A 26,777-nucleotide genomic window follows, 5' to 3' on the forward strand; every position below is an offset into this window, starting at 1 on the left:
CAAGATAATTATGTATCTCACTAGTAAGTATTCATCTGATATATATCATTGTTTTTACATCATCTACCGCTTAATTTTACAATTAACACTTAAACTTTGTACAGATGTTTTCAATACTTCTACCTACCGATTTCTCTGAAAATTCAATGAATGCCATTACATATGCCTTGGAGTTTTTTAAATACCAAAAAGCACAATTCTATTTTATGCATGCGTATCAAAATGAATTTTATGATCATGAAGACCTTACCTCTCGAGAGGTCTTTGAAGATGTTTTAAATACAATTAGAACCACATCACAAGCCAACTTAGAAAAATTATTAGAAGAGGTTAAAAGCATTGCTCCAAATCCGAGATTTACCTATCATACTATTTCATCGTATAGCACACTTGTTGAGGAAGCAAACTTAATAGCAGAAGCAAGAAACATCGATCTGATTGTAATGGGAACAAAGGGCAAATCTGATGAACGTCATATTGTATTTGGAAGTCATACATTCCAAGTATTAAAATATGTGCAATGTCCTGTATTGGCCATACCATCAAATTATACCAACACTCAGCCCAAACACATATTATTTCCAACTAACTATCTAATTCCGTATAAGCGTCGAGAATTGAAACTCTTGTCTGAGCTAGCAAAGTCATACAGGAGCGTCATAGATGTTTTATACATCTCTAAAAGTGATAAACTATCAATACGACAAGAAGATAATCAAGCATTCATAAAAAACACATTAAAGGATAATCAGGTTAATTTTTATCATGAGGACAGTAAAAAAATAGCCGAGACCATTAAAAACTATATAAAAGATAACAATATAGACATGTTAACTATGGTCAACACACAACATTCATTTTTAGAAGACATGCTATTTCCTTCAACAATAGATAAGGTGAGTTTAGGATTGGAAATACCACTTTTAGCAATGCAGAATTCAGCACGATCATAATAAAACAAAGTATCATGAAACATATTCTATTACCTACCGATTTCTCTGAAAACGCATGGAATGCCATTACATATGCCATTACATTATTTAAAAATGAGGATTCCACCTTTTACTTATTGAATGCGTATACTCCTGTTATTTATCATGTCGAATATGTATTGGGATATCCAGCTCAATTTGGCTTAGGAGATGTGATAAGAACTAATGCTCAAGAGAACTTAAATGAGACAGTTTCGAAAATTAAAGAAGAATTTGGAACGAATCCAAAACATATATTTGAAACCGAAGCTAAGTTTGACACCCTAACATCTGGTATAAAAGCATTTATGGAGAAACACCCTATTGATCTGATTGTGATGGGAACCAAAGGTGCTACTGGCGCCAAAGAAATATTGTTTGGATCTAATACTGTCCACGTATTTAAAGACATTAAATGTCCTATTCTAGCCATTCCATTTGGTTTCGAATATGAATCTCCTCATGAGGTTCTATTTCCTACAGATTTAGAGGTAGATTATAATAAAACACACTTAGATATTCTTCATGATATAGCAAAGTCCCATCATTCTAGAGTTAACGCCATGCATATTTCTACAGGTTATGATATAACCGATTTACAAGAAAAGAATAAATCAAGTTTAGAGTTGATATTCAAGGACGCAGCATTTCTATTTCATGATATCAAAAGCATGAATATTTTAGAAGGAATTAATGCATTTCAAGTGAAGTACAAAATTAATTTATTGGTCATGATTAATAATAAACATTCCTTTTTTGAAAACTTATTTTTCAAGAATACGATTAATCAAATTGGATTTCATTTAAATATTCCATTCTTAGTGATTCCTCCAAAAAAGATAAACCTATAGTGATTTATATCATTTCATAGCCTAATTGCAAATCTTAATTTTCAAATTATAATTTAAAACATATAGCCATGAAAAAAAACATCTTATTCCCAACAGATTTTTCAGATAATGCTTGGAGTGCTATTGTTTACGCATTAAAACTATATGTCGAAGTTGAATGTAAATTCTATTTTTTACACTCTACGAAAATGAGCGTTTCAACAATGTCAAATTTTTCAAATAAATTATTGAAGGTTATGTCTGAAAATGCCATGAAAGAACTTGTAGAATTGAAAACTATGGCAGAAGTTTCAAACGCCAATGCTAATCATGAGTTTGAAATCATTTTAAGTCCTGATGACATTGAGACTGCTGTAAAATCATCAATAAAAAAACATCAAATCGACTTGATGGTTATGGGAACTAAAGGCGCAACAGGTGCCAAGGAATTTTTCTTCGGAAGCAATACCGTACGAATTATAAAAAAAGTGAAAGGCTGTCCTATCCTAGTGGTTCCAAACGAGTTTAACTTTGTACCGCCTAAGCAAATAGCATTTCCCACAGATTATACTAGATTTTATGATGATAAGGAATTAAGACCATTAAAGGATCTAGCAGACCTGTTTGATTCTAAGATCTTACCTGTTTGTATTCTATCCAAAGACAAGTTGACAGATATCCAAGAGTATAATATGACCATGCTTAAAAACTATCTAGAACACTATAATACGAGTTTTCATTTCATGCCAAATTATGCTAAAAAAACAGATGAAATTAATGATTTCATCGCGTTATTAGAAATAGATATGTTAGCCATGATAAATTATAAACACAGTTTTATTGAGAGCATTATAAAAGAACCTATTATCAAAAAAATTGGGTTTCATCCCATAATTCCATTTTTAGTCATTTCAGAATAACAATCTGATATATATCATTTTGCACCTTATATCTGTGAAGTACTTTTACAGTATAAACATTAAAAATATCATGAAGCATAAAGTTTTAATACCTACAGACTTTTCTAAAAACGCAATGCAAGCCTTACATTATGCTATAAAGCTATACGAAAATGACCATTGTGATTTTTATATACTCAATGTGTTTTCTGCGACCAGCAATATTATGGAAAGTTTATTAAACATGGAACCTGGAAGCGAATTGTATGAAACTGCAAAACTACATTCTGAAAATGGGTTAGCTAAGGTATACGATATGATTGCAATGGGAGAATATGACAATCCGAAGCATCAATTTAAAACGATTTCAGTCTTTAATAATCCTGTTACTGCTATTAAAGATGTAGTAGAGAAAAAAGATATAGAGATGATTGTTATGGGTAGCAAAGGAGAAACTTACTCAAGAGCCACTGCCTTTGGCAGTACAGCAATTAACGTTATGGAAAAAGTGCGTAATTGTCCGGTAATTGTTGTTCCGCAAAATGCTAAGAAAATATTACCAAAAGAAATCGTATTTCCTACAGATTATAAAATCAATTTTAAACGGCGAGAACTTAAGTATTTGATCGACATCGCCAAAAAATGTGATGCCACTATTATTGTTCTACATGTTTTAGAGCAAAACGAATTGGATAAAAATCAAAAAGAGAAGAAGCAATTACTTGAAGATATTTTAGAAGGCACCAATTACAAACATCATACGTTACCACATTGCTCAATTGAAACCGCAATAACCATATTTGTTGAAAGTAGAGAGAGTGATATGGTTGCGTTTATAAATAAAAAACATGCCTTTTTTGGAAGTATGTTAACAAACCCATTGGTTAAAGATATCACCTTTCACTCAAGAGTACCCATTATGGTAATGCATGATTTAAAAAACTAAAAAATATTAAAAATGAAACATACAGGCATCTGGTTAGATAAAGACAAAGCGCTCATTATTACCATTGAAAAGGAGCAAGAAACATTACAAACTATTCCATCTAATATAGAACATTACCGCATTCATGGTGGATCTGGAACACGGTTTAAAGGTGGTCCTCAGGATGTAGTGCAAGACAGTAAATATTTAGAACGGGAAAAGCATCAACTCAAACAATACTTTAAAACTATTGTTGAGGAAATCAAGGATACAGATGCATTAGTAATTTTTGGACCTGCTGGAACCAATGAAAAACTTAACGAAGAATTACAAAAAAATTATAAGTCTTTGAGTACAAAAATAAAAGGTGTGCAAAAGGCAGATAGCATGACAGACAATCAAGTCAAGGCATGGGTAAGACACTTTTTCAAGTCGAATTAGTTTTCGATATTTTATTAGTTAGTGAAGTAAAACTGCCATGATCTATTTGATTATGGCAGTTTTTTTAAGTCAATTATGGAAATCAAAAATTTAGAGATTACCAAATTATCTGGTGAAAAGGTTATGATTTAAAACAGTTAAAATAGAACCTCTAACTGATAATTATCATTTCAAAAAACACATTTCAATAGTACATTCCAAACAGGAAATAAAGTATAACGAAAAATTAAAATTATGTCACTTATCAAATTTAACAACAGAAATAGATTATTCCCTTCATGGAGTAATGATAAACTTAAAGATTTTTTAAGCTCAGATGATTTCTTTCATACAGACTTCTTTGAAGAAGATAGTCTTATGCCAGCAATGAATGTAAAAGAACACGATAACGATTACGAAATCGAATTTGCTGCGCCAGGCTTTTCAAAAACAGATTTCGAAGTTACAATCGATGAAAACATCCTTAATGTTTGCGGAGAGAAAAAGAAAGAGGAAGAGAAAAAAGAAGAAGATTATACACGACGTGAATTTAGCTATAATTCTTTCAAAAGATCACTTACATTACCAAAATCAGTTAATATTGATCAAGATATAAAAGCCACTTATAAGGATGGTATTTTAAAACTAAATCTTAAAAAGAAAGACGAAGCAAAAGAAGCGTTTAAGAAAAAGATAGAAGTGCTTTAATTAGCAAGAAAGCAGATCGCGGTTTGAGGGACTGAGTTCTGCTTTCAAATATAAAGATGATACCATGAAAACTATACAAACACACGCGCATTATATTGAATGGCTAAGTGCAGATCAAATGCACGAGGCTTCCAAAGAGTGGCTTTCAGAATTAAACTTTATAAAAGATGAACACCGCTTCTTTGAAGACCTAATTACAACATATACATCACAATTAATAGCTCCAAAACGGTTTTCAGATACGAAAGAGATTATTGATGAACTATATAAATCTCAAAAGCAAAACGACCTCCTCATTGAAGTTGTCAAAACCCATGAGAATGAACTACAAATCATGGTTGATGGTGTAGACCAAATCAAAGAAGAAAGTGCCTATACAAAAGCGCATAAAGGTCTGGTAGATATCATTAATGAGTTTTTAAAAGATTATAAAACCCTGAAAACTCAACTTTTTGATCTCATAAAAAATATGAAGAGAGAAGAAAAACAAGACCATCAAATTGATAAAAAATAATGTTAGTATCATGAAAAAACTACTTTACATATGTATTCTATTGCTATTAGCAAACTGTTCTTCAACACAGCTAGTAGATCATTGGAGAAATCCAGACATTGGTATTTATGAACCTTATAAGGTTCTTGTTGTTGGCTTAACTTCTGATTATGGAGCAAGAGATAAATTTGAAACGAAACTTAAGAATGAACTAGAACTTAGAGGCTCTGAAGCAGTTATGGGATTAAACGTATTAGATCAAACACCTAAAACGGATAAGATGACCGAAGATGAATTGATTGCCTTAGAAAGTCAGTTAATTGCAGACGGATTTGACACCATTCTATTTACAAAGATTATTGGTGTAGAAGACAAGATTAAGTATCGCAAAAATTATAAAGGTCGAGATGAAACGTATCGAAAATTCAAAGATGAATATTTAATGTATCAGGATGTGTTTTTTAATCCGGATTATTACGAAGATTATAAGATCTATAAGGCCGAAACGTCCATGTATTGTATTTGCCCTACAAAAGATAGAGAACTCATATGGAAAGGTTATATCGATATCACAGATCCTGAATCGATAGAAAAGGCTGTAAATGATTATGTGAGATTAGTCATCGTTGTTTTAGAAGAAGAACAATTAATAAACCGCATAAATACTCAAAAAGAAGACATTAAGGACGCTGTTGTAAATTAGCCAAAACTAATTGACTTTTGCAAAATAATACAATCCAGAAGATGTCAAGTCTATCTCTTTTAAGTTGCGATATCGTTCAGCGAGTTCACTTCTTAATAACTTGTTTTTCATTGTCGTAATCTTCTTAAATTTAATTTCAAAGTTATATTTTTTCAGCAAATTTAAATGTGTAGAAATAGGCTCTCTGTTAATTAAATTAATGCCTCCAGTAACAATCTTCCATTCTTTGACACTGTAAGTCCAATGACCATTCCAAAGCTTAGATGTGTTTAATGATCTTAAATCTACAGTATGAGAAATGCAACCACCCTTCTTTAACCAACGATTCATTTTTTCATACATAAAATCTAGGTCGTTAATATGTTGCAAAACTGTATGAGAGCATATAAGGTCGACCGTATGATCTTCAATGTGTTCTTTATCCGACCAAGGAATAATAGATCTCACAAATGTATTATTTGGATTATGAGGATGCTCTAGTTCATTTCTGATTTTTTCTATTCTGTCTTTCTCCAAACATTTCTCTAAATGCTCATTAGTCAATAGGTGATTTATAGAATTCTCTTCCCTGTTGTTAGAATTAATCTCCTTTTGAAAACGTTCTACCAATTCGTCAAAAATTCTCAAATTGGTGGAATCATTCCAAAATTGGGTTTTTTCCAAAGCATAAAATTTTGAGGCTCCTGACAACAACGCTGAAAGACCTACACCCAAAGAATTACCAGAGCCAATTTCGATAACTACATCTGGAACACTGTCATTTAATTTACGCCAATTTCCGAAATGTTGCATCCAGATATTATAGCAATATTCGCTCTTACTAGCGGCATACTCTTTATTAATAAGAATACTTCTAGCTAAAGCAGAGTTATTTATAAAAAACTTAGCCGTAGCTCTTATCCTTCCTTTGAGATACCCTTTAGTGAGGCTTTTATATTTGTCTAACACAATGATATAGATTAATCGATTTACTTTTTTATTGGCAGAACCTTTATCAGATAATGCCTCCATTAAGTAGTTTGATTTTATGAAGAATGTGGAGCTAATTTTATCTAAATTACTAAAAATAAAGCGGTTAGACAAATCACCTGTCTACACGAGTATAATATCACTTTATATAAAATGATCCAGTATTCTCCATGACAAGTAATGGTACTTTTAAATTGAACGCAAAACTCTCAGCAGGATGCGTCACAAATAATCGCTCTAAAAATGAATGTTTTCTACTCATCATAGTAAGCAAACCTATATCATTGTCATTAATATAATTGGTAATCACTTTGAACAGTTTATCCTCTTCAAGTTCTACAAACGAGTGATTAACTTTTGAAAAACAAGAGTCTAAATATGCTCTGTTATTTTCTTGATATTCGGTAAGATGCTCCGAATCCTTGACATGAATAACATGCACATTATAGTTGTTGAGCTCAACCAAATTAATTAATGGTACGAGATCTTCAGAGTTATATGCTGTATAATAATTTGATGGAAATGCTACATCATTTATTTTTGAGTACGTATAGTTGTTAGGGATTGCTAACACTGGACAAGAACAGCGTTGAATAACTCTTACTGTATGTGATCCAAATAGTTTCTTGCTCATGGTTGAAGCGCCTCGTGTTCCCATAACAATCATATCAATTTGCTCAAGATCAATGAGCTGGTTAATCCCATCGATAAAATTGTCATAATCTACTTTTGCTTCAAAATCATGCAACGTATTTTGATAGTCCTTTTTCAAAGTTCTTATAAGTGTCTTTACTTTTGTCTTCGCTGAGTCAATCAAAGAGTCAAATATAGTCTCCGAAGGTTGCATAGCCATCAAATCATCTGACACAAATGATGACACTTTCTGAATATTTAGTACAAAGAATTTACAAGGTTCATTTTGATAAAAATCCATTGCATAACGAATTGCATTAAGGGAGTTATCTGAGAAATCTGTTGGTAACAATATCTTTTTCATAATTAGTGATTTTGATGTTACTCTAAATTACTAAGCTTTGTTCAAAAAAATTATGACATTTATCATCTCATACTTAATCTAGAGAAAAGAAAAACTTCAAAAAAATATTAGCAAGAAATGATAAAGCATTGTATTTTCGGCACAATATATGTTAATACAAACGTTATTAACACTAAACATATCACAATGAAATTATTGTTATCTACATTAGTTGTCTTGAGCTCATTTTTCTCATTAGCTCAGAATAAAACTATTGCTGCTGGTGAAAAACTCACCTATAGTGCTTCTTATAACATGAAAGGTCTCCTTAACGAGTTAGCCGAAGTGACCATGCAAACCAGTGAAGTGAAAACATCAAAATCAACATTATTGAAATTGAAATGTACTGCAGTAACCTACAGTAAATGGGATAGTTTTTTCAAAATACGTGATTTGTACGAAAGCTATGTGAATCCAAAAACATTAACGCCTTATTTGTACAATAGAGATATCTATGAAGGTGGTTATAAAAAATTCATGAAATATAAATTCAACCATAAAACCAAAACAGTTGCAAGTTTAAAGCGCAAAACTAGACGTGATGGTACAGAATGGGAAGAGAAAAAAACAGTAAAAATAGGAAGTTCAACTCGCGATTTAGTGACCACACTATATCACATTAGAAACCTAGATATTCATAAAGCTAGTATTGGTGATAGTCAAAACTTTAAAGTCTTATTTGATAATAAAGAATCAATAGTGACTATAAAATATTTAAGCAAGGAAACCATAAACACTGCTATTGGTAAAAAAGAATGCTATAAACTATCTATCGCAATAAATAACAGCGATGTTCTAAAAGGGAGTAATAATAATGTATTGTGGCTAACAGCTGATGCCAATAAAGTTCCAGTATATGCCAAATTTAAAATTGCTGTTGGTAGTGGAGAATTAAAGATAAAATCGGCTGTCGGACTAAAACATTAATACTATGAAAAAGTTGTTTTTAATTTTAGGATTTATAGCAGCAATCTTAGCTGTAATCTTAGCCGTAACGCCTTTATCAAAACTTGCCTATATCCCGTCTGTTGCTGCCTTAATTTTTGGAGTGCTAAGTTTAATAACCTCTAAAGATAACAAACAGTACAAACGCTCTATTCAGCTCATTTTTTTAATGACAATTATTGCGCTAACACTTACAACTTATAAGGCATTATTTACAGAAGCTGAAGTCGGTAACACAGAACAATTAGAAGAAAAAGAAGATCAACTCGAACAAGAATCTTTAGATGAACTTGACAATATAGAATTAGAGGAGCTCGACAGTGAATAAATTAAAATGAGGTAATACTTCGGTATTACCTTTTTTTTTATTTTATTTGAATCATAATCAGCCACTTATTTAATCCGAAAATGAAAGTTAAACTTGTTGCTTTATCCCTCACCCTTGTTGGGTCTTGTGCAACACTTAGACATACCGAAAAAATAGAACAACTCAAAGAAAGCATCTATTTTGAAGATACCCAAACGGTTCAATCTTACCTCAATACAATTACCGAAGACGAATTAAAGACGCACGTTTATGCGTTTTCTTCAGATGATTTTAAAGGCAGAAGAGCCGGAGAACCAGGACACCATAAAGCCTCAAAATTTATTAAGGATTATTATATCAACGAAAACATAAAATCGCCTTTAGGCTCAAAATATTACCAACAAATTCCTCAATCTTATTTTTCTGAAGGCATCAAAGATTCTCAAAATGTCATCGCCTATATTGAAGGTAGCGAGTTTCCAGATGAAGTGATTATTATATCTGCGCATTCAGATCATGAAGGTTATAACGATACCGAAATCTTTAATGGCGCCGACGATAATGGCTCAGGAACAGCAGCTGTTATGGAAATGGCTCAAGCGTTCAAAAAAGCTGCTAATGAAGGTAATAGACCTAAACGTAGCGTTGTATTTTTGCACCTTACTGGTGAAGAGGTAGGACTTACCGGATCAAGATATTACACGCAATATCCTGTGTTTTCAATGGCAAATACTGTGGCTAATCTCAACATAGATATGATAGGTCGTGTCGATGATTCTCACATAGACAATGAAAATTACTTATACCTTATCGGAGCAGATCGTTTAAGTACCGAATTACACTATATTTCAGAAGAAGCTAATAACGAATTTACCAATCTCGAATTGGATTATAGACTCAATAGTGATAATGATCCTAATCGCTATTACTATAGATCAGATCATTATAATTTTGCACAAAAAGGCGTTCCTGTTATTTTTTATTTTAATGGTGAACATGAAGACTATCATGAACCTACAGATACGCCCGAGAAAATCAATTATGCGCTTCTTGCAAAACGCACAAAGTTAATCTTTGCAACAGCTTGGTACTTAGCAAATTCAGAAAATAGAATCATCGTAGACAAAGAGGTATATTAAGCTGTTAAATTTTGCTTAAAGACTAACTGCTCATATCAAAAGTCACCTAGAATTTTCGTAATATTAGCCTTGCAAAACTAAGTAACACTTAAATAATGAAGACTACATTCAAAATTTTAGCTGCTACCTTACTCATGGTAAGTTGTGGTAGTTCAAATCAAAACACAAAAAAACAAGCCGAAAACAAACCTCCTGCAGACCCAACAGAATATGGAAACACCATCACTTCAGATGAGTTAAAGGAAATGCTCTACACTTATGCTTCAGACGAATTTGAAGGCCGTGAAACTGGAGAGCCAGGACAAAAAAAAGCTGTAAATTATCTTAAAGAACAATATATGAAAATGGGTATCCCTTCTCCTCTACCTGGAGATGACTATTTTCAAGAAGTACCACTTCAAAAGCAAAAATCTCCTGAAGCTATGCTAAAGGTTAAAGGAACCAGTTTTGAGCAATTTACAGATTTTCTTGTTTTAGGATCTGTCGAAACAGAAACCATGGATATGTCTAATATCGTGTATGTTGGTTATGGTATCGATACCGAGAATTACTCAAATTATTCAGGATTGGATGTAAAAGGTAAAATTGTATTAGCTAAATCTGGTGAACCTAAAAATGAAGATGGAACTTACGTTACCACAGGAACCTCAGAAGAAACTAAATGGAGTTCTGGTAGAGGATCGCTGTCTTCAAAAAGAGATGCTGCCAAAGAAAATGGCGCCAAAGCTTTATTCTACTTAGAACCTGCGCTTTTCGAAAGATATGCTAATTATTATCGTGCAGTGGCCGAGTCTGGTCAAGCTGGTAGAATTTCATTAAAATCTAATGACCCTTCTACTCTATTTATGATGATTAACGAAGACCTTGCTAAAGCGTTATTTGCAAATATTAACGATGATGATCAACCAAAAAACATAGCATCATCTGTGACCCTTGATATTAAAAGTCAATCTGAGCAAGTCGAATCTGAAAATGTTGTTGCCTTTATTAGAGGAACAGAAAAACCAGATGAGATCCTAGTAATTTCAGCACATTTAGATCATGAAGGTGTTAAAGACGGTAAAGTCTACAATGGAGCCGATGATGACGGTTCTGGAACAGTAGCTATTTTAGAAATCGCCGAAGCCTTTAAAACTGCAGCAGATAATGGCGATGGCCCAAAACGTTCTATCCTTTTTCTACATGTTACTGGAGAGGAAAAAGGACTGTTAGGTTCTAGACATTATTCAGATAACGACCCAATTTTTCCTTTAAAAAATACAGTAGCCGATTTAAATATTGACATGATTGGTCGTACAGATCCTAAGCGTACTGGTGGAGATAGAAACTATATTTATCTTATTGGTAGTGACAAATTAAGTACCGAATTGCATGAGCTTTCAGAAGAGGTTAATACCAAGTATACAAATATTGAATTGGATTATAAGTACAACGATGAGAATGATCCAAACCGTTTTTACTACAGAAGTGACCACTATAACTTTGCAAAGAATAATATTCCTGTGATTTTCTATTTCAATGGAACACATGATGATTATCACCAACCAACAGATACACCAGACAAAATCGAATACGATTTGCTAGAGAATAGAACACGTTTAGTGTTTTATACGGCTTGGGAAGTTGCTAATCGTGATGCAAGACTTATAGTTGATAAAGCAGAAACAGAAAGCGAGTAATATAATTTGGGCGTTACCCTAAAGGGTCGCGCTATCCGCTATATCTTTTTGTATACAAAAAGGATGTCGCTACTATCGCTAACGCATAATAAAGGCTCAAGGGAAATTTTTAATTATCTTGAGCCTTTCTTTATATAACCAATATAGCATGAGTGAAACTAAACGATTAAAGATTGGCGAAGGAAAAATTAGTGGTTACCTCTCTATTTTTCTAGCTATTGTATCTCTAGGATTTGTCATCTGCGCCTATTTTCCAGATGTATTCACAACTAAAGATTTTAGAGATATCTATAATCCGCAAATCGTAAAATGGTCCATTCTTGCAGTATTAATCTTGTCTTTTATTTTCGCATTTACAAGTCTTATTTTGAGTAAAAAAAAGCGTTATGGTTTTATATCTACTATCATCATTGCAGCTACCATTCTATTAGGCTCAGCTTTGCCTGAAGGTACTGGTATTCAAGATAAAGCGTTTACTATTGGCTTAGATTGGTTACTTATAGATGTTTTGGTATCTGCTATCGTGTTTATTCCAATAGAACTCTTTTTACCTAAACGTTCTAATCAATCTAAATTTCATAGCGAATGGCGCACAGATTTGGTCTACTTTATTGTGAGTCATTTATTTATACAAATGATAGGCGTAATCGTACAATTTCCTGCTATGACTATGTTTAAGAATATTGGTTTAGAAGGGTTTCAAAATACAATCCAATCCATCCCATTTTTACCGCAATTATTTGTAGCACTATTAGTATCAGATCTATTTCAATATACAGCGCACTATGTGTTTCATAAAGTTCCATATCTATGGCGTTTTCATGCCGTACATCACTCTACAAAAAACCTCGACTGGCTCGCTGGTTCACGAACACACTTTTTCGATTTGGTAGTCGTTAGAGCAATGTCATTCATACCAATATATGTTTGTGGTTTTGATAGCTCTGTTTTTTTTACCTATATCGTAATTGTATCCTTTCAAGCTGTTCTAGCACATGCCAACACACGAATTAATTTTGGGTTCTTAAAATATGTATTTGTCACACCACAATACCATCATTGGCATCATTCCGATGACCCAAAAGCATATGATAAAAACTTTGCGATTCATTTCCCGTTTATAGACATGATTTTTGGCACTTATTATCCTATGGGCAACGATTGGCCAGAAGGCACAGGGTTAGGAGATGTAAAATATCCTAAAGGTTTTGCAAGGCAATTTGTCTATCCTTTTGTAAAAAATCCGCAAGAGCATCACAACTTAAAAGATCCAAGTGAACGCTAATACACATTCAACTCATCTAAAACTACAATAGATTGATAATTATTTTAAAAAAAATCTTTGTAGTAAAACTGAAATAAAGTACATTTGCAAACGCATTACAAAATGCACAACACATGGTGGTTGTAGCTCAGTTGGTTAGAGCATTGGTTTGTGGTACCAAGGGTCGTGGGTTCGAATCCCATCTTCCACCCAAAAATAAAAGTCTTTAGAATATTCTAAAGACTTTTTTTGTACACATATTTTAAGTTTTATTTTAGATCAAACAAGCTATCTACAGCCACATAACGCTCAACATTAAAACCTTCGGCGTATTCTGTTCCTATGAGTCGTCCTAAATCTCTAGCTCTATATTTAATACTATCGGTAAAGTTTTTACTCGAAATTGGTGTTTGTGGTTCGTCACTATTAGGATCGTAAAATTGTGTCTTATAAGCTAAAACAGATTCCATTTTTGTATCGATATGACTTGAAATATCTACGGCAAAATCTGGTTCTAAATTCTTCCATTGTATATAATGGTATACTTGTTTTGGTCGCCACTTTTCCTGAGGTACTCCATCTAAAGCTGTTTCAATCTTAATTAAGCCACTTAAAAAACAAGCATCGCTAACAAGTTTGCTGCCTTTACCATGATCGATATGCCTATCATCAAAAGCATTACATAAAACAATATCTGGTTGGTATTTGCGCACCATTTTAATGATTTCTAATTGGTGTTTTTTATCATTAATAAAAAAGCCATCAGCAAAACTTAAATTCTCTCTAACGGTAACGCCTAATATTTTTGCAGCATCGCGCGCTTCTACATCTCTAGTTTCTGCTGTGCCACGTGTGCCAAGCTCTCCACGTGTTAAATCAATAATACCAACTTTTTTACCATTAGCTACTTCTTTTGCGACAGTTCCGCCACAACCTAATTCTACATCATCTGGATGTGCACCAAATGCCAATATATCTAATTTCATATATTAAATTTAATTATCTGCAAATTACAAATTCCAACAGAATTTATGAGTTCCAAGCCTGCTGTTCTTTATCTGATAAAAAAGTCCAAGCTACTACTCTACTTATTTTATTACCCAAAGACAAGTCCAATACCTCAATTTTTGTAGCACCTAATTTATGTAACGATGCTTTCATAGATTTGATATGTTCCTTTTTTGAGACTAAACTTGTGTACCAAAAACAATTGGTTTTTAGAAGAGAACTTTGATACAAGTAATTGTGCAAAAATGCTTTCTCTCCACCTGGATACCATAACTCTTGAGCTGTACCACTAAAATTTCTAATGCTTTTATCTTCATGTTTTCCAAGCCCTTTTAGTTTACGTTGTGTGCTTTCTGTGGCTTCTGCTTCGTTCTTATAAAATGGAGGATTGCATAAGGTCGCTGTTATCTTTTCCGAAGTATCAATAACACCTTCCAATATGGATTGTTTATGCTCCTGAAATCGTAAGGTAATAGAATTATTCAGCTTATTTTTATCAATAATCCTTTGAGCGTTCTTTAATGCAGACTTATCAATTTCCGAAGCTATAAAGCGCCATCCATATTCTGTATGTCCCAACAACGGATAAATACAAGTCGCTCCAGTTCCTATGTCTAATACAGTGATATTCTTTTCTAAGCCAGAATCCAATAGTAGATCGTTCAGCAAATGAATATATTCTACACGTCCTGGGATTGGCGGACATAAATGTTCATCGGGAAATTCCCAATAGTCAACACCATAGTATAACTTCAACAAAGCCATATTCAGTGCTTTAACAGCTTTGGGGTTAGCAAAATCAACCGTTTCATTTCCAAAGTTATTTTTAAAAACAAATGCCTCTAACTCAGGTGAATTTGCCTTTAAAACCTCAAAATTGTAACCTTTAGAATGTTTGTTATGTTTATGCAAACGATGCGATTTTAGTTTTAGCTATAGCTTGCTTGATATCATTCTTTAGATCTTTAAAATTTTCAATCCCTACCGAGAAACGTATCAATTGGTTGCTAATACCAACAGCATCACGCTGTTCTTGTGTGAGCAAGGCATGTGAAGTTTCAGCAGGTAAAAGCATTGTACTCTCAACTCCTGCCAAACTCATTGAAGATTTAATCAAATGTAGTTGTTTCTGAAATGCCATAGCGTCTATTCCTTCAACCAATTCAAAGGATAGCATCGCTCCAAAATCATGCATTTGCGTTTTGGCCAATTGGTATTGTGGATGACTTTTTAAACCTGGATAATACACCGAAGCTATATCTTTATGTTTATCTAAAAAACGAGCTAACTTCTTGGCATTTTTCGTTTGTGCATTTACACGAAGTGCTAAAGTTTTCATACTGCGTTCTAACATCCAAACCGTCATATCACTTAAACTTCCTCCTAAATTTTTAGAGACATTCCAAATGCGATCTATATGTTCTTGGGTACTGGCAACTGCACCTGCAAGAATGTCACTATGACCTCCTAAATATTTTGTTGCAGAATGCATCACCACATCAATACCAAAGTCTAATGGGTTTTGATTCACCGGACTAGCAAATGTGTTATCAATTGTAGAAATAATACCTTTAGATCTCGCCAAATCAGCAACAGTTTTAATATCGGTAATCGTTAATAACGGATTAGACGGTGTTTCGATATGAATCACTTTGGTATTTGACTGAATCGCAGCTTCAAAATCTGAAACCGCGTAACCATCTGTAAAGGTGTATTCGATTCCGTATTTATGAAATTCTTCGCGAATAAAATTACTTGTTCCACCATACAAGGTGTTTTGTACCACAATATGATCTCCTTTTTGTAAAAAGGCTAAAAACATATGACTAATAGCTGCCATTCCACTTCCAAAAATCATGGCAGCTTCAGCATGCTCTAAAGCCGCTATTTTTTTCGATAAGTATTCTTGATTTGGTGTATTGAAATATCGTGGATACCGCTTTACATCTACATTATCAAACTCATAAGACGTCGATAAGTACATTGGTGATATGGCACCTTTAAATTGCTCATCTTTAATTTCACCAACGTGTGTACAAATGGTATGTATACCTAGTTTCTTCTTTGACATAAGCTTCTAATTTGTAAACTCTAAATTTACGAAAAGAACGTCAAAAAATTATTGATATACTATAGTTTTAATCAATTGGATATAATAAGTCGCTTATTGGATATTCCTGCTTTTGTTGTAACTCTAACAATATAAGTTCCTTTGGAAATATTGGATACTGGTACTTTAAGTATTCCTGACGAATTCGGCTTTAAGTTTTTCCAGTGCTTCACTTTTTTACCTAATATACTATACAAACGAATATCTTGCACGTCTAAAGAGTTCGCTGTTTTGATCTTTAATTCCTTGGTCGATGAGATATAGTTGATCTCTGTTTTATCCTTATCAAAATCGTTAACAGACAACTGCCCATTTGCAAAAGCCATTGCATTAACATCATTAGTAAATGTAATGTAGAAACGGTTTAAATGCTCACCATAGGACATGGCTTCTACTAAACTGTTATTTGAAATTGAAGTCACGCTGCCGTCCTGTGCGTCATAAATATAAACATCTATCGAATGCTCAAAGTTTTCTAATCCTAATAATGAAAACTCTACATCTCCAGCGTTTGACAAAAATAAACCTAAAGGATAGGTTTTGCTTTCATGAAATGCACCAACACCTTGAATAACATAACGATTGTGGTCAATAATCCAATTACAGTCATTACTATAATTATCAATGTTTTGCGCATCGTAGCCATAATCAAACCCATCGGTAGCAGCGTTATCTGGTGTAAAACCTAGCAGTAAATGCCGTGTATATCCTAAAGGCGTGGTAATATCAATTCGAACACGTTGCACTTGAGAATTCACTGTTGGTGAATTATTAGTAGACATAGCATGCATGGACTCTGGTAATAAGCAAAGTAGCATAGCCAAACAGAAGTAGGTAAACGTTTTCATTACATTAGGGCTTTAATGAAAATATTAGATTTAGTTAAGCGCCAATGTAATAATTAAACATCAAAAAATCCATTAAATGCACAAATAATCGATGAAATACACTTAATGGATTAAAAATTGTAAGATTTTATTTACTATTGTTTTACAATAACTTTGTTATTATAGGTGTCGTTAGTCGTGTAAACTTTGATAATATAAGTTCCTTCAGATATCGTTTTTGCTGGAATTCTTATAGCGTCATCTAGTACAAAATTTGAAACATTATCCCAGCTCTGTACCTCTTGACCGAGTAGGTTAATGAGTTTAACTTCTTTAACATCAGAAAGAGACGTCGTTTTTACGAAAATTTCTTGGGTCGAATTAAAGTAAGTAATCATTTGCTGATTCAACTCTTCTTCAGGAATCGATAAAGCATCAGCAGAAAAAGCCACAAAGAAACGATCGACATAAGTTCCTGTATCTAAAGCAATTTGGAACGTATTATTATTAATTTCAGCATACGTGTCTAATAAAGCATCATAAATATAAACACTAATCGTCTCTTCAAAGTTCTCTAAGTCGTTAAGAGATACCTCATACGATCCTGGCATATTAACATATACCACTAAAGGATATTGCTTAGAGTCATCAAAATCACCAACGCCTTGTGTTGTGTAATCGCCTCCTTCAATTCTCCAGAACATATCATTTGGAAATACTGTATCCGAATTTTCAGCATCATAAGCATAATCAACACCATCTGTAGCACCACCATTAGGAATAAACCCTAATAATAAATGTCTCACAGCACCTTCCACAGTTGTAAAATCTAGTCTCACTCGTTGAACATCAGGATTAGGATCTTGGTCTTGAGTTCTATACAGGTTCGGGTTACTTGTTCTTAAGAACTCAGAATCTACTGTAGTCTCCTTTTCAAATACACGCTGACTATTCTTAAACTGAATATTACCTCCAACATTACTAGCAGTCACAAAGAATCCTTGTGATATAGGTACATAGCGTCCAGGTAGTTTTGTTGGTGTTCCATTACCACTCACTAATGGAGGTGATACTGCTGGATTTCCTCCAGTTAGATTATAAGTAGCATAACCACCTTCATAATCTTCTAGAATATGAGTGAAATTCGATGTGTAATGCTCCCAAAAATATAAAGTCCCGTCTGTACTTTGAGATGTTCCAGGATTTCCACCAGGAATATTATCCAATATAAATGCGTTTGCATCTATAGCAGATGGATAAGGGTTACCAATTAAAGCCTGATTTCCAATGGTTATAGGTGTCGTAATCGTTCCGTTATTTGGTTTTCCAATAAACACATAGTTCTGTACATCAGACACCGGATTTCCTGCACCACTTCCTTTCATAGTAAAACTCAATCCTGTATCGATATTGTCTGTCTGACTTAAACTTCGCCATGATGCATAACTATCAAAAGGGTAATTTTCATAGGCAAATAACCAATAGCTACTCATCGTGATTGGCGATGTGGCCCCATTGGCATCGTGCGTTCCAATCCATTGTAATGCTTGAGGATTATTAGAGTTCGTCCCATCTCGTAAAACAGCATTAACGTTAAACGGAGTATTATTAGAGCTTGTATTCACAACACTTACTGGAGATCCCCAATAATTGTAGTTATACAGGTTTGCCGTTCCTTGTTGGTCACGTTCTAATCGACCAGCACTGGTAACATCTAAAACACTGCCTTCGTCTTGTAACAACTGTGACTCTCCAAATAGATCAATATCACCATCTAATTTTAAGTAATGGGTTATTCGTAATGATTGTCCGTCATTAGTCTCATCTTGTGCTGAACCAGGATCTTTAATGTCTAAAACCTTATTAGGCGTATCAGAGATAAGTCCGAGTACAATAATATCTTTATTACCAGAGTTGATATCATGAGATGTCTGTACAATATTCCAATCGATAGGAGTTGCTCCATCAACTCCAATACTATTTGGTGCGTCCCAAACATTAAAGTTTGTCCATGTATTATCAGTTGCCCAATCTTGACCATCTACACGAGACGTGTATGGTAAAGGTGCAGTATCTTGTTGAGCAGAAGTCATATTTCTCAACAAACCTCTAATTCCTTTATTAGCGACCAATGTACCACAGTTTACATCCATACGATAGTAACCATCAAGATCAGCCCAAGATAATCCGGCAATATCTAATGGCACTGCAACACCTCTAACGGCTGTGTTATCCTGAATTTCTTGATTCATCATTTGACGAATTTGAGCAGTTGTTAATGCCGTATTCCAAATACGTAATTCATCCATCCAACCATTAAAATAATTAACTGGTCTGTTGGGTGCATTATTTGCTTGATCCATGGCTCCAGCAAAACTATTCATGTTATTACTTGAAGGTGCCGATCCTGCAACAGGTGTACTCACTTCAATACCATCAATATACAATCTATAACTACCATTATTATTAGTCACTGCAATATGATACCATCTATTTGTTGATATGGGATGTGCCGACTGAATTGTTCCTGCGGCATTCCAATTAAACTGAACCGTAGTACCTACAAGCCTTAAATCATAACCAGTTGCTAAATTATTAGCGTCTCGTTTTGAAAATAGTGTTTGAGTACCAACTACTGATTCTGGTTTCACCCATGTTTCAATACTGAATTGATTAGACAGATTATAATTATCCTTAAACGTAACATAATCGTCAGCTCCATCAAAATCTATAGTCGGACAACTTTGAATAACAACTTCCACAGTATCTGAACAACCAATTGTAGGTACTGTCCATGTTAACTGATATGTTCCTGGATCTGCAGAAAAGGTAGACGTCGGACTACCAACATCTGAGAATGAATAATTTCCTCCACAAGCAGATATCTGCGTGGCAGACCATACACCCGCTTCGCCAGTTCCCGGATAAGTACCTGTTGTAAATACTGCAGCATTAGATACACCATTAACAATGTTTTGAGCTGCAGTTAAATTATTATCATAGGCATTCAAAATAACATCTTCACCACATTCTCCTATTAATTGTGTAAGATCTTCTCCTGCATAAGCAAGCGTTGCATTAACATCTATAAATTCTGTTCCTTCATTACCTACAGCTCTACAGCCATTAATTAAAGAAGTCACACCATAGGTCTGGATACCAGGCGTCACAGGTGTAATGGTTGTCATTGCACCTACCGTTACTACAGTTCCAGTGCCATCTTCCCATTCGATCACTTCGTCAACAGGTGCTTGTGGAATGGTTATGCCGTCAATTGCCCATGAACTACCTACAGTAGATGTAAATGTGAACCTTACTCTTAAGTTGGTTAATCCAATATAATTAGTTAAATCGAGAGACACAGAATTCCCAGCATCTTGAAGATTTATGGTCGGTACATTATTAGCTCCACCTCCTAAATTTACAAAGCCTCCAGAGTCACCTGGTCCACTAAAACTCATTAAGGTAACTGGGTAAGTTGCTCCACCATCAACAGATAATTCAACAATTCCCATAGCTCCTGCTTGTAAATAATAAGCCGATTGAAAGTCAATACTAGCGGATGACAAACCTAATGTATTAAATACAGCCGTTTCAAGTGTAGTGATGTTTGGTGCTCCAAAATCGCCATAAGTTATAGCAAACTTACCACCTCCTTGGTTTTTATAACGAACACCTTCTGTAATATTGCTTGAATTATTAGCATTACCATTACTAATTCCTCGCCATGGTGTTGGTGATGTATTACTCCCTGAAGCGCTCCACCCAGAAACACCATCATTTCCATCAACCAACCAACCTGGTAAATTAGCTTGATTAAATTCTCCACCATCATTTAGCTCTGGGTTGGTTGCAAACGAACTTTGAGCTTCTACAGTAATACTTGCTCCTAAGCAGGTATCAAATGTGTCTGGGCCAATAATAGTTGGCGGAATATCTGGTGGAATCACCACCACTCTAACGATAGAAGATGTGGCTTGACAAGACCCTATTTGAACTACAGCTCTTATCAAAGTCGTTTCTAAAATATCAGCAAAATAATAGGATGTTGTTGTATTTGCGATATTTGTCCAAATCAAACCGCCATTTGTAGAAGCTTGCCAATAGACAACATTTCCTGTATGTCCCGATAAATTAAATGTTGCATTTTGTGGTTCATCTGGACAAGCAGTTACCTCTACCAAATTATCTTCATCTGCAACTGTTTCTGTATTATTTAAATACCCTAATACAGTTCCTCCGCTTATTGTTGGACTCACAACAGTCACCGTGGATGTACAGGTCGCAGAATTTCCGTTTCCATCGTCGACTGTAAGAACAATAACATTTGTTCCTATATCTGTACAGTCAAATGAACTTTGTGATAAGGTAAAATTAACTGTACCACAATTATCTGTTGATCCATTATCTATTTGAGCACCAGTAATTGAAGCCGTTCCATTCGTATTATCTAATTGAATTGTCAAATCCTGACAAACTGGTATAGGATCTGTAGTATCATTAATCACAACATTTTGAACCACATTAATAGCGTTTCCATTTCCGTCATCGAAATTCCAAGTGATAGCAAAAGAACCTTGTGTATTATATGTCAACGGATCGGACGTCGTTCCAGTAATCGTTCCTGAACAACCATCAGTAGTTGTTGGTGCGGAAACTGTAGCACTACATTGTTCAGTAATTGTAGGTAAATTAGGAACAGCAGGTCCAGAAACATCATCCACGATCACATTCTGTGGTACAACAATCACATTGCCATTACCATCATCAAAGGTCCAGTTAATTACAAATGTGCCTTGTGTGTTATAGGTCAGTGCATCACTGGTTGTTCCTGTTAGTGTTCCTGAACAGTTATCTGTCGTTGTTGGTGCTGTTGCTGTTGCTGAACATTCTCCTGTCACATCTGCTAGTGTTGGTGTTGTTGGATCTGTTATATCATCGACAATCACATTCTGTGGTACAACAATCACATTGCCATTACCATCATCAAAGGTCCAGTTAATTACAAATGTGCCTTGTGTGTTATAAGTCAGTGCATCACTAGTTGTTCCTGTTAGTGTTCCTGAACAGTTATCTGTCGTTGTTGGTGCTGTTGCTGTTGCTGAACATTCACCTGTCACATCTGCTAGTGTTGGTGTTGTTGGATCGGTAACATCATCCACGATCACATTCTGTGGTACAACAATCACATTGCCATTACCATCATCAAAGGTCCAGTTAATTACAAATGTGCCTTGTGTGTTATAGGTCAGTGCATCACTGGTTGTTCCTGTTAGTGTTCCTGAACAGTTATCTGTCGTTGTTGGCGCTGTTGCTGTTGCTGAACATTCACCTGTAACATCTGCTAGTGTTGGTATTGTTGGATCGGTAACATCATCCACGATCACATTCTGTGGTACAACAATCACATTGCCATTTCCATCATCAAAAGTCCAGTTAATCACAAATGTGCCTTGCGTGTTATAAGTCAGTGCATCACTGGTTGTGCCTGTTAGTGTTCCTGAGCAGTTATCTGTCGTTGTTGGTGCTGTTGCTGTTGCTGAACATTCACCTGTAACATCTGCTAGTGTTGGTGTTGTTGGATCTGTAACATCATCCACGATCACATTCTGTGGTACAACAATCACATTGCCATTACCATCATCAAAGGTCCAGTTAATTACAAATGTGCCTTGTGTGTTATAAGTCAGTGCATCACTGGTTGTTCCAGTTAGTGTTCCCGAACAGTTATCTGTCGTTGTTGGCGCGGTTGCTGTTGCTGAACATTCGCCTGTCACATCTGCTAGTGTTGGCATTGTTGGATCGGTAACATCATCCACGATCACATTCTGTGGTACAACAATCACATTGCCATTACCATCATCAAAAGTCCAGTTAATTACAAAGGTGCCTTGGGTGTTATACGTCAGTGCATCACTGGTTGTTCCTGTTAGTGTTCCTGAACAGTTATCTGTCGTTGTTGGCGCTGTTGCTGTTGCTGAGCATTCTCCTGTCACATCTGCTAGTGTTGGTATTGTTGGATCTGTAACGTCATCAACGATCACGTTTTGTGGTACAACAATCACATTGCCATTTCCATCATCAAAGGTCCAGTTAATTACAAATGTGCCTTGTGTGTTATAAGTCAGTGCATCACTGGTTGTGCCTGTTAGTGTTCCTGAACAGTTATCTGTCGTTGTTGGTGCTGTTGCTGTTGCTGAACATTCACCTGTAACATCTGCTAGTGTTGGTGTTGTTGGATCAGTAACATCATCAACGATCACATTCTGTGGTACAACAATCACATTGCCATTACCATCATCAAAGGTCCAGTTAATTACAAATGTGCCTTGTGTGTTATAGGTCAGTGCATCACTGGTTGTTCCTGTTAGTGTTCCTGAACAGTTATCTGTCGTTGTTGGCGCTGTTGCTGTTGCTGAACATTCACCTGTCACATCTGCTAGTGTTGGTGTTGTTGGATCTGTTATATCATCGACAATCACATTCTGTGGTACAACAATTACATTACCATTACCATCATCAAAGGTCCAGTTAATTACAAATGTGCCTTGTGTGTTATAGGTCAGTGCATCACTGGTTGTTCCAGTTAGTGTTCCTGAACAGTTATCACTGGTTGTTGGCGCGGTTGCTGTTGCTGAACATTCACCTGTAACATCTGCTAGTGTTGGTGTTGTTGGATCGGTAACGTCATCAACGATTACATTCTGTGGTACAACAATCACATTGCCATTACCATCATCAAAGGTCCAGTTGATCACAAATGTGCCTTGTGTGTTATAAGTCAGTGCATCACTAGTTGTGCCTGTTAGTGTTCCTGAGCAGTTATCTGTCGTTGTTGGCGCTGTTGCCGTTGCTGAACATTCGCCTGTCACATCTGCTAGTGTTGGTATTGTTGGATCGGTAACGTCATCCACGATCACATTCTGTGGTACAACAATCACATTGCCATTACCATCATCAAAGGTCCAGCTAATTACAAATGTGCCTTGTGTGTTATAAGTCAGTGCATCACTGGTTGTTCCTGTTAGTGTTCCTGAGCAGTTATCTGTCGTTGTTGGCGCTGTTGCCGTTGCTGAACATTCGCCTGTCACATCTGCTAGTGTTGGTATTGCTGGATCAGTAACATCATCCACAATCACATTTTGTGGTACAACAATCACATTGCCATTACCATCATCAAAGGTCCAGTTGATCACAAAGGTGCCTTGTGTGTTATAAGTCAGTGCATCACTAGTTGTTCCTGTTAGTGTTCCTGAGCAGTTATCTGTTGTTGTTGGCGCGGTTGCTGTTGCTGAACATTCTCCTGTCACATCTGCTAGTGTTGGTGTTGTTGGATCGGTAACATCATCCACGATCACATTCTGTGGTACAACAATCACATTGCCATTACCATCATCAAAAGTCCAGTTAATTACAAATGTGCCTTGTGTGTTATACGTCAGTGCATCACTAGTTGTTCCTGTTAGTGTTCCTGAGCAATTATCTGTCGTTGTTGGCGCTGTTGCCGTTGCTGAACATTCGCCTGTCACATCTGCTAGTGTTGGTATTGCTGGATCAGTAACATCATCCACAATCACATTTTGTGGTACAACAATCACATTGCCATTACCATCATCAAAGGTCCAGTTGATCACAAAGGTGCCTTGTGTGTTATAAGTCAGTGCATCACTAGTTGTTCCTGTTAGTGTTCCTGAGCAGTTATCTGTTGTTGTTGGCGCGGTTGCTGTTGCTGAACATTCTCCTGTCACATCTGCTAGTGTTGGTATTGTTGGATCGGTAACGTCATCAACGATTACATTCTGTGGTACAACAATTACATTGCCATTACCATCATCAAAGGTCCAGTTGATCACAAATGTGCCTTGTGTGTTATACGTCAGTGCATCACTAGTTGTGCCTGTTAGTGTTCCTGAGCAGTTATCTGTCGTTGTTGGCGCGGTTGCTGTTGCTGAACATTCGCCTGTCACATCTGCTAGTGTTGGTGTTGTTGGATCCGTAACGTCATCAACGATTACATTCTGTGGTACAACAATTACATTGCCATTACCATCATCAAAGGTCCAGTTGATCACAAATGTGCCTTGTGTGTTATAAGTCAGTGCATCACTAGTTGTGCCTGTTAGTGTTCCTGAGCAATTATCTGTCGTTGTTGGCGCTGTTGCTGTTGCTGAACATTCTCCTGTCACATCTGCTAGTGTTGGTGTTGTTGGATCTGTAACATCATCAACAATCACATTCTGTGGTACAACAATCACATTGCCATTACCATCATCAAAAGTCCAGTTAATTACAAAGGTGCCTTGTGTGTTATACGTCAGTGCATCACTAGTTGTGCCTGTTAGTGTTCCTGAGCAGTTATCTGTCGTTGTTGGCGCTGTTGCCGTTGCTGAACATTCGCCTGTCACATCTGCCAGTGTTGGTGTTGTTGGATCGGTAACATCATCAACGATCACGTTTTGCGTTTGTGTGCTGGTATTACCATTTCCGTCGTCATATGTCCAAGTTACCACAGTCGTACCTTGAGTAGAAATTGGTAAGGTTGCATTATTAGTCACTGTTACTACTCCTCCACAATTATCAGATGCTGTTGGTGCTGTCAAGGTTGTTACTTGACATTCCGCATTAATATCTGAAAGGTTAGCTATATCTGGTGTTGGTGCAGTTATATCATTTATGATTACATTTTGATTTTGAGTACTTGTGTTACCATTCCCATCATCGTAGGTCCAAGTAACTACAGTTGTTCCCTGATTAGATATTGGTAAAGTCGCATTATGAGTAACACTCACAGTTCCTCCACAATCATCGGTTGCAGTAGGAGCAGTTAAGCTGGTAACTTGACACTCTGCAGTAACATCTGCAAGGTTAGCTAAATCAGGAGTTGGAGCCGTTGTATCGTCAATTACAAAGGTTGTAACATAGTTATTTGGAGGCATTGGTCCTCCTCCATCAGGATCATTATTTGAAAAATGAGTTCCGCTACCTGCAGAATAGGTATAATCGGCATGCGTATATACTTCAAAAACATAAGTTGTATTTACACTTAATCCTGCCAAGATATCAATATTAGCACCAGTGGTTTGCCAAGTTTGATCATTGCTGGTTCCACCACAATACAAAGTCGTTAAGTCATCACTTGTGTAAAATATTTGAGTTGAAGTAAATGCAGGAGGAGTTGTTCCTTGCTCATATACTCTATAATTTAACCACCCATTGACAATATTATCCGTCCCGCACTTAAAGGTTTTATTTTCAGCACCATTCAAAATTAGTGTGCTATTACAATCGAAAGCACCTAAAGTATTTGGTCCATTAAAATTGGGGTTAAGAGTTGTGGCTTGTAAATCGTAAAATACATTTCCGGCACCATCTTTATTTAAAACAAGATAACTTTCAAATATTCCAGATTGGGCATTTGAGGCTATATTTCCGAAGATAAAAAACGCAACAGCGTATACTAATAAACGTATTCCTTTCATCATTAATAACTTTAATAAGTAAATTAAAATACAGACACATCTATTTCACCTTAAGTGGAAAGAAT

General features: G+C 35.4%; 20 protein-coding genes and 1 tRNA gene. 14 read left to right on the forward strand and 7 right to left on the reverse strand.

The genetic code is table 11. The annotated features are described in order from the left end of the window. Positions 1–104 precede the first annotated feature (104 nt). The 8 genes from Q0783_RS11505 to Q0783_RS11540 all read left to right on the forward strand — a co-directional run bounded on the left by Q0783_RS11505 (position 105) and on the right by Q0783_RS11540 (position 5,949). Positions 105–953, forward strand: a complete 849-nt coding sequence (locus Q0783_RS11505; protein WP_298895275.1) for a universal stress protein — start codon at positions 105–107, stop codon at positions 951–953. A gap of 14 nt (positions 954–967) precedes the next feature. After that, complete coding sequence (locus Q0783_RS11510) at positions 968–1,822, forward strand: universal stress protein (RefSeq protein WP_298895277.1); 855 nt, start codon at positions 968–970, stop codon at positions 1,820–1,822. A gap of 68 nt (positions 1,823–1,890) precedes the next feature. Beyond that, positions 1,891–2,721: a universal stress protein gene (locus Q0783_RS11515; protein ID WP_298895279.1), complete on the forward strand. Its 831-nt coding sequence runs from the start codon at positions 1,891–1,893 to the stop codon at positions 2,719–2,721. Positions 2,722–2,791: 70 nt separating this feature from the next. Next, positions 2,792–3,646: a universal stress protein gene (locus Q0783_RS11520; RefSeq protein ID WP_298895281.1), complete on the forward strand. Its 855-nt coding sequence runs from the start codon at positions 2,792–2,794 to the stop codon at positions 3,644–3,646. A 12-nt stretch (positions 3,647–3,658) separates the two neighbouring features. Beyond that, entirely contained in the window at positions 3,659–4,066 is a 408-nt protein-coding gene (locus tag Q0783_RS11525) for a hypothetical protein (protein WP_298895282.1), read from the forward strand. Between the two features lie 234 nt (positions 4,067–4,300). Beyond that, positions 4,301–4,753: an Hsp20/alpha crystallin family protein gene (locus Q0783_RS11530; protein ID WP_298895284.1), complete on the forward strand. Its 453-nt coding sequence runs from the start codon at positions 4,301–4,303 to the stop codon at positions 4,751–4,753. Between the two features lie 64 nt (positions 4,754–4,817). Further along, positions 4,818–5,267 (forward strand): hypothetical protein, encoded by a 450-nt coding sequence (locus Q0783_RS11535; protein WP_298895286.1) that lies wholly within the window; start codon positions 4,818–4,820, stop codon positions 5,265–5,267. Between the two features lie 10 nt (positions 5,268–5,277). Then, complete coding sequence (locus tag Q0783_RS11540; RefSeq protein WP_298895288.1) at positions 5,278–5,949, forward strand: hypothetical protein; 672 nt, start codon at positions 5,278–5,280, stop codon at positions 5,947–5,949. A 6-nt stretch (positions 5,950–5,955) separates the two neighbouring features. On the opposite strand, the gene Q0783_RS11545 is transcribed toward Q0783_RS11540, so the two are convergent. Continuing rightward, positions 5,956–6,960 carry a class I SAM-dependent methyltransferase gene (locus tag Q0783_RS11545; RefSeq protein ID WP_298895289.1) on the reverse strand — a complete coding sequence of 335 codons (1,005 nt, stop codon included), beginning with the start codon at positions 6,958–6,960 and terminating at the stop codon, positions 5,956–5,958. A gap of 97 nt (positions 6,961–7,057) precedes the next feature. Then, positions 7,058–7,915, reverse strand: coding sequence for a universal stress protein (locus tag Q0783_RS11550; protein WP_298895291.1), 858 nt, complete (start codon positions 7,913–7,915; stop codon positions 7,058–7,060). Between the two features lie 186 nt (positions 7,916–8,101). Here Q0783_RS11550 and Q0783_RS11555 point away from each other — a divergent pair, with 186 nt between their 5' ends. The 6 genes from Q0783_RS11555 (at position 8,102) to Q0783_RS11580 (ending at position 13,500) form a co-directional block, all read left to right on the forward strand. Beyond that, on the forward strand, positions 8,102–8,881 hold the full coding sequence (locus Q0783_RS11555; protein ID WP_298895293.1) for a DUF3108 domain-containing protein: 780 nt from the start codon (positions 8,102–8,104) through the stop codon (positions 8,879–8,881). Between the two features lie 4 nt (positions 8,882–8,885). Then, positions 8,886–9,227 (forward strand): FUSC family protein, encoded by a 342-nt coding sequence (locus Q0783_RS11560; RefSeq protein ID WP_298895295.1) that lies wholly within the window; start codon positions 8,886–8,888, stop codon positions 9,225–9,227. 80 nt (positions 9,228–9,307) lie between these two features. Next, on the forward strand, positions 9,308–10,345 hold the full coding sequence (locus Q0783_RS11565; protein WP_298895297.1) for a M28 family metallopeptidase: 1,038 nt from the start codon (positions 9,308–9,310) through the stop codon (positions 10,343–10,345). 95 nt (positions 10,346–10,440) lie between these two features. After that, on the forward strand, positions 10,441–12,024 hold the full coding sequence (locus Q0783_RS11570; protein WP_298895299.1) for a M28 family peptidase: 1,584 nt from the start codon (positions 10,441–10,443) through the stop codon (positions 12,022–12,024). 148 nt (positions 12,025–12,172) lie between these two features. After that, positions 12,173–13,309 (forward strand): sterol desaturase family protein, encoded by a 1,137-nt coding sequence (locus Q0783_RS11575; RefSeq protein WP_298895301.1) that lies wholly within the window; start codon positions 12,173–12,175, stop codon positions 13,307–13,309. 115 nt (positions 13,310–13,424) lie between these two features. After that, positions 13,425–13,500, forward strand: a tRNA-His gene (locus tag Q0783_RS11580). A 57-nt stretch (positions 13,501–13,557) separates the two neighbouring features. Here the strand turns inward: Q0783_RS11580 and bshB1 are convergent. The 5 genes from bshB1 to Q0783_RS11605 all read right to left on the reverse strand — a co-directional run bounded on the left by bshB1 (position 13,558) and on the right by Q0783_RS11605 (position 26,715). Next, positions 13,558–14,274, reverse strand: a complete 717-nt coding sequence (gene bshB1, locus Q0783_RS11585) for a bacillithiol biosynthesis deacetylase BshB1 (RefSeq protein ID WP_298895303.1) — start codon at positions 14,272–14,274, stop codon at positions 13,558–13,560. Positions 14,275–14,317: 43 nt separating this feature from the next. After that, on the reverse strand, positions 14,318–15,208 hold the full coding sequence (rlmF, locus tag Q0783_RS11590; RefSeq protein WP_298895305.1) for a 23S rRNA (adenine(1618)-N(6))-methyltransferase RlmF: 891 nt from the start codon (positions 15,206–15,208) through the stop codon (positions 14,318–14,320). Then, complete coding sequence (locus tag Q0783_RS11595) at positions 15,201–16,367, reverse strand: PLP-dependent aspartate aminotransferase family protein (protein ID WP_298895307.1); 1,167 nt, start codon at positions 16,365–16,367, stop codon at positions 15,201–15,203. Before Q0783_RS11595 ends, rlmF begins: the two co-directional genes overlap by 8 nt. A gap of 71 nt (positions 16,368–16,438) precedes the next feature. After that, positions 16,439–17,254 (reverse strand): T9SS type A sorting domain-containing protein, encoded by an 816-nt coding sequence (locus Q0783_RS11600; protein WP_298895309.1) that lies wholly within the window; start codon positions 17,252–17,254, stop codon positions 16,439–16,441. Positions 17,255–17,388: 134 nt separating this feature from the next. Beyond that, a complete protein-coding gene (locus Q0783_RS11605; protein ID WP_298895311.1) occupies positions 17,389–26,715 on the reverse strand; it encodes a LamG-like jellyroll fold domain-containing protein in 9,327 nt (3,108 codons plus the stop codon). Positions 26,716–26,777: the final 62 nt, after the last annotated feature.

Source organism: uncultured Psychroserpens sp. (genome assembly GCF_947500255.1).
In the GTDB taxonomy this organism is placed as follows: domain Bacteria; phylum Bacteroidota; class Bacteroidia; order Flavobacteriales; family Flavobacteriaceae; genus Psychroserpens.

What these genes read in the sequence shown, in the direction of transcription:
- Q0783_RS11505 (WP_298895275.1), top strand. Translation starts at nt 105, where the DNA reads ATGTTTTCAATACTTCTACCTACCGATTTCTCTGAAAATTCAATGAAT.
- Q0783_RS11510 (WP_298895277.1), top strand. Translation starts at nt 968, where the DNA reads ATGAAACATATTCTATTACCTACCGATTTCTCTGAAAACGCATGGAAT.
- Q0783_RS11515 (WP_298895279.1), top strand. Translation starts at nt 1,891, where the DNA reads ATGAAAAAAAACATCTTATTCCCAACAGATTTTTCAGATAATGCTTGG.
- Q0783_RS11520 (WP_298895281.1), top strand. Translation starts at nt 2,792, where the DNA reads ATGAAGCATAAAGTTTTAATACCTACAGACTTTTCTAAAAACGCAATG.
- Q0783_RS11525 (WP_298895282.1), top strand. Translation starts at nt 3,659, where the DNA reads ATGAAACATACAGGCATCTGGTTAGATAAAGACAAAGCGCTCATTATT.
- Q0783_RS11530 (WP_298895284.1), top strand. Translation starts at nt 4,301, where the DNA reads ATGTCACTTATCAAATTTAACAACAGAAATAGATTATTCCCTTCATGG.
- Q0783_RS11535 (WP_298895286.1), top strand. Translation starts at nt 4,818, where the DNA reads ATGAAAACTATACAAACACACGCGCATTATATTGAATGGCTAAGTGCA.
- Q0783_RS11540 (WP_298895288.1), top strand. Translation starts at nt 5,278, where the DNA reads ATGAAAAAACTACTTTACATATGTATTCTATTGCTATTAGCAAACTGT.
- Q0783_RS11545 (WP_298895289.1), bottom strand. Translation starts at nt 6,960, where the DNA reads ATGGAGGCATTATCTGATAAAGGTTCTGCCAATAAAAAAGTAAATCGA.
- Q0783_RS11550 (WP_298895291.1), bottom strand. Translation starts at nt 7,915, where the DNA reads ATGAAAAAGATATTGTTACCAACAGATTTCTCAGATAACTCCCTTAAT.
- Q0783_RS11555 (WP_298895293.1), top strand. Translation starts at nt 8,102, where the DNA reads ATGAAATTATTGTTATCTACATTAGTTGTCTTGAGCTCATTTTTCTCA.
- Q0783_RS11560 (WP_298895295.1), top strand. Translation starts at nt 8,886, where the DNA reads ATGAAAAAGTTGTTTTTAATTTTAGGATTTATAGCAGCAATCTTAGCT.
- Q0783_RS11565 (WP_298895297.1), top strand. Translation starts at nt 9,308, where the DNA reads ATGAAAGTTAAACTTGTTGCTTTATCCCTCACCCTTGTTGGGTCTTGT.
- Q0783_RS11570 (WP_298895299.1), top strand. Translation starts at nt 10,441, where the DNA reads ATGAAGACTACATTCAAAATTTTAGCTGCTACCTTACTCATGGTAAGT.
- Q0783_RS11575 (WP_298895301.1), top strand. Translation starts at nt 12,173, where the DNA reads ATGAGTGAAACTAAACGATTAAAGATTGGCGAAGGAAAAATTAGTGGT.
- bshB1 (WP_298895303.1), bottom strand. Translation starts at nt 14,274, where the DNA reads ATGAAATTAGATATATTGGCATTTGGTGCACATCCAGATGATGTAGAA.
- Q0783_RS11595 (WP_298895307.1), bottom strand. Translation starts at nt 16,367, where the DNA reads ATGTCAAAGAAGAAACTAGGTATACATACCATTTGTACACACGTTGGT.
- Q0783_RS11600 (WP_298895309.1), bottom strand. Translation starts at nt 17,254, where the DNA reads ATGAAAACGTTTACCTACTTCTGTTTGGCTATGCTACTTTGCTTATTA.
- Q0783_RS11605 (WP_298895311.1), bottom strand. Translation starts at nt 26,715, where the DNA reads ATGATGAAAGGAATACGTTTATTAGTATACGCTGTTGCGTTTTTTATC.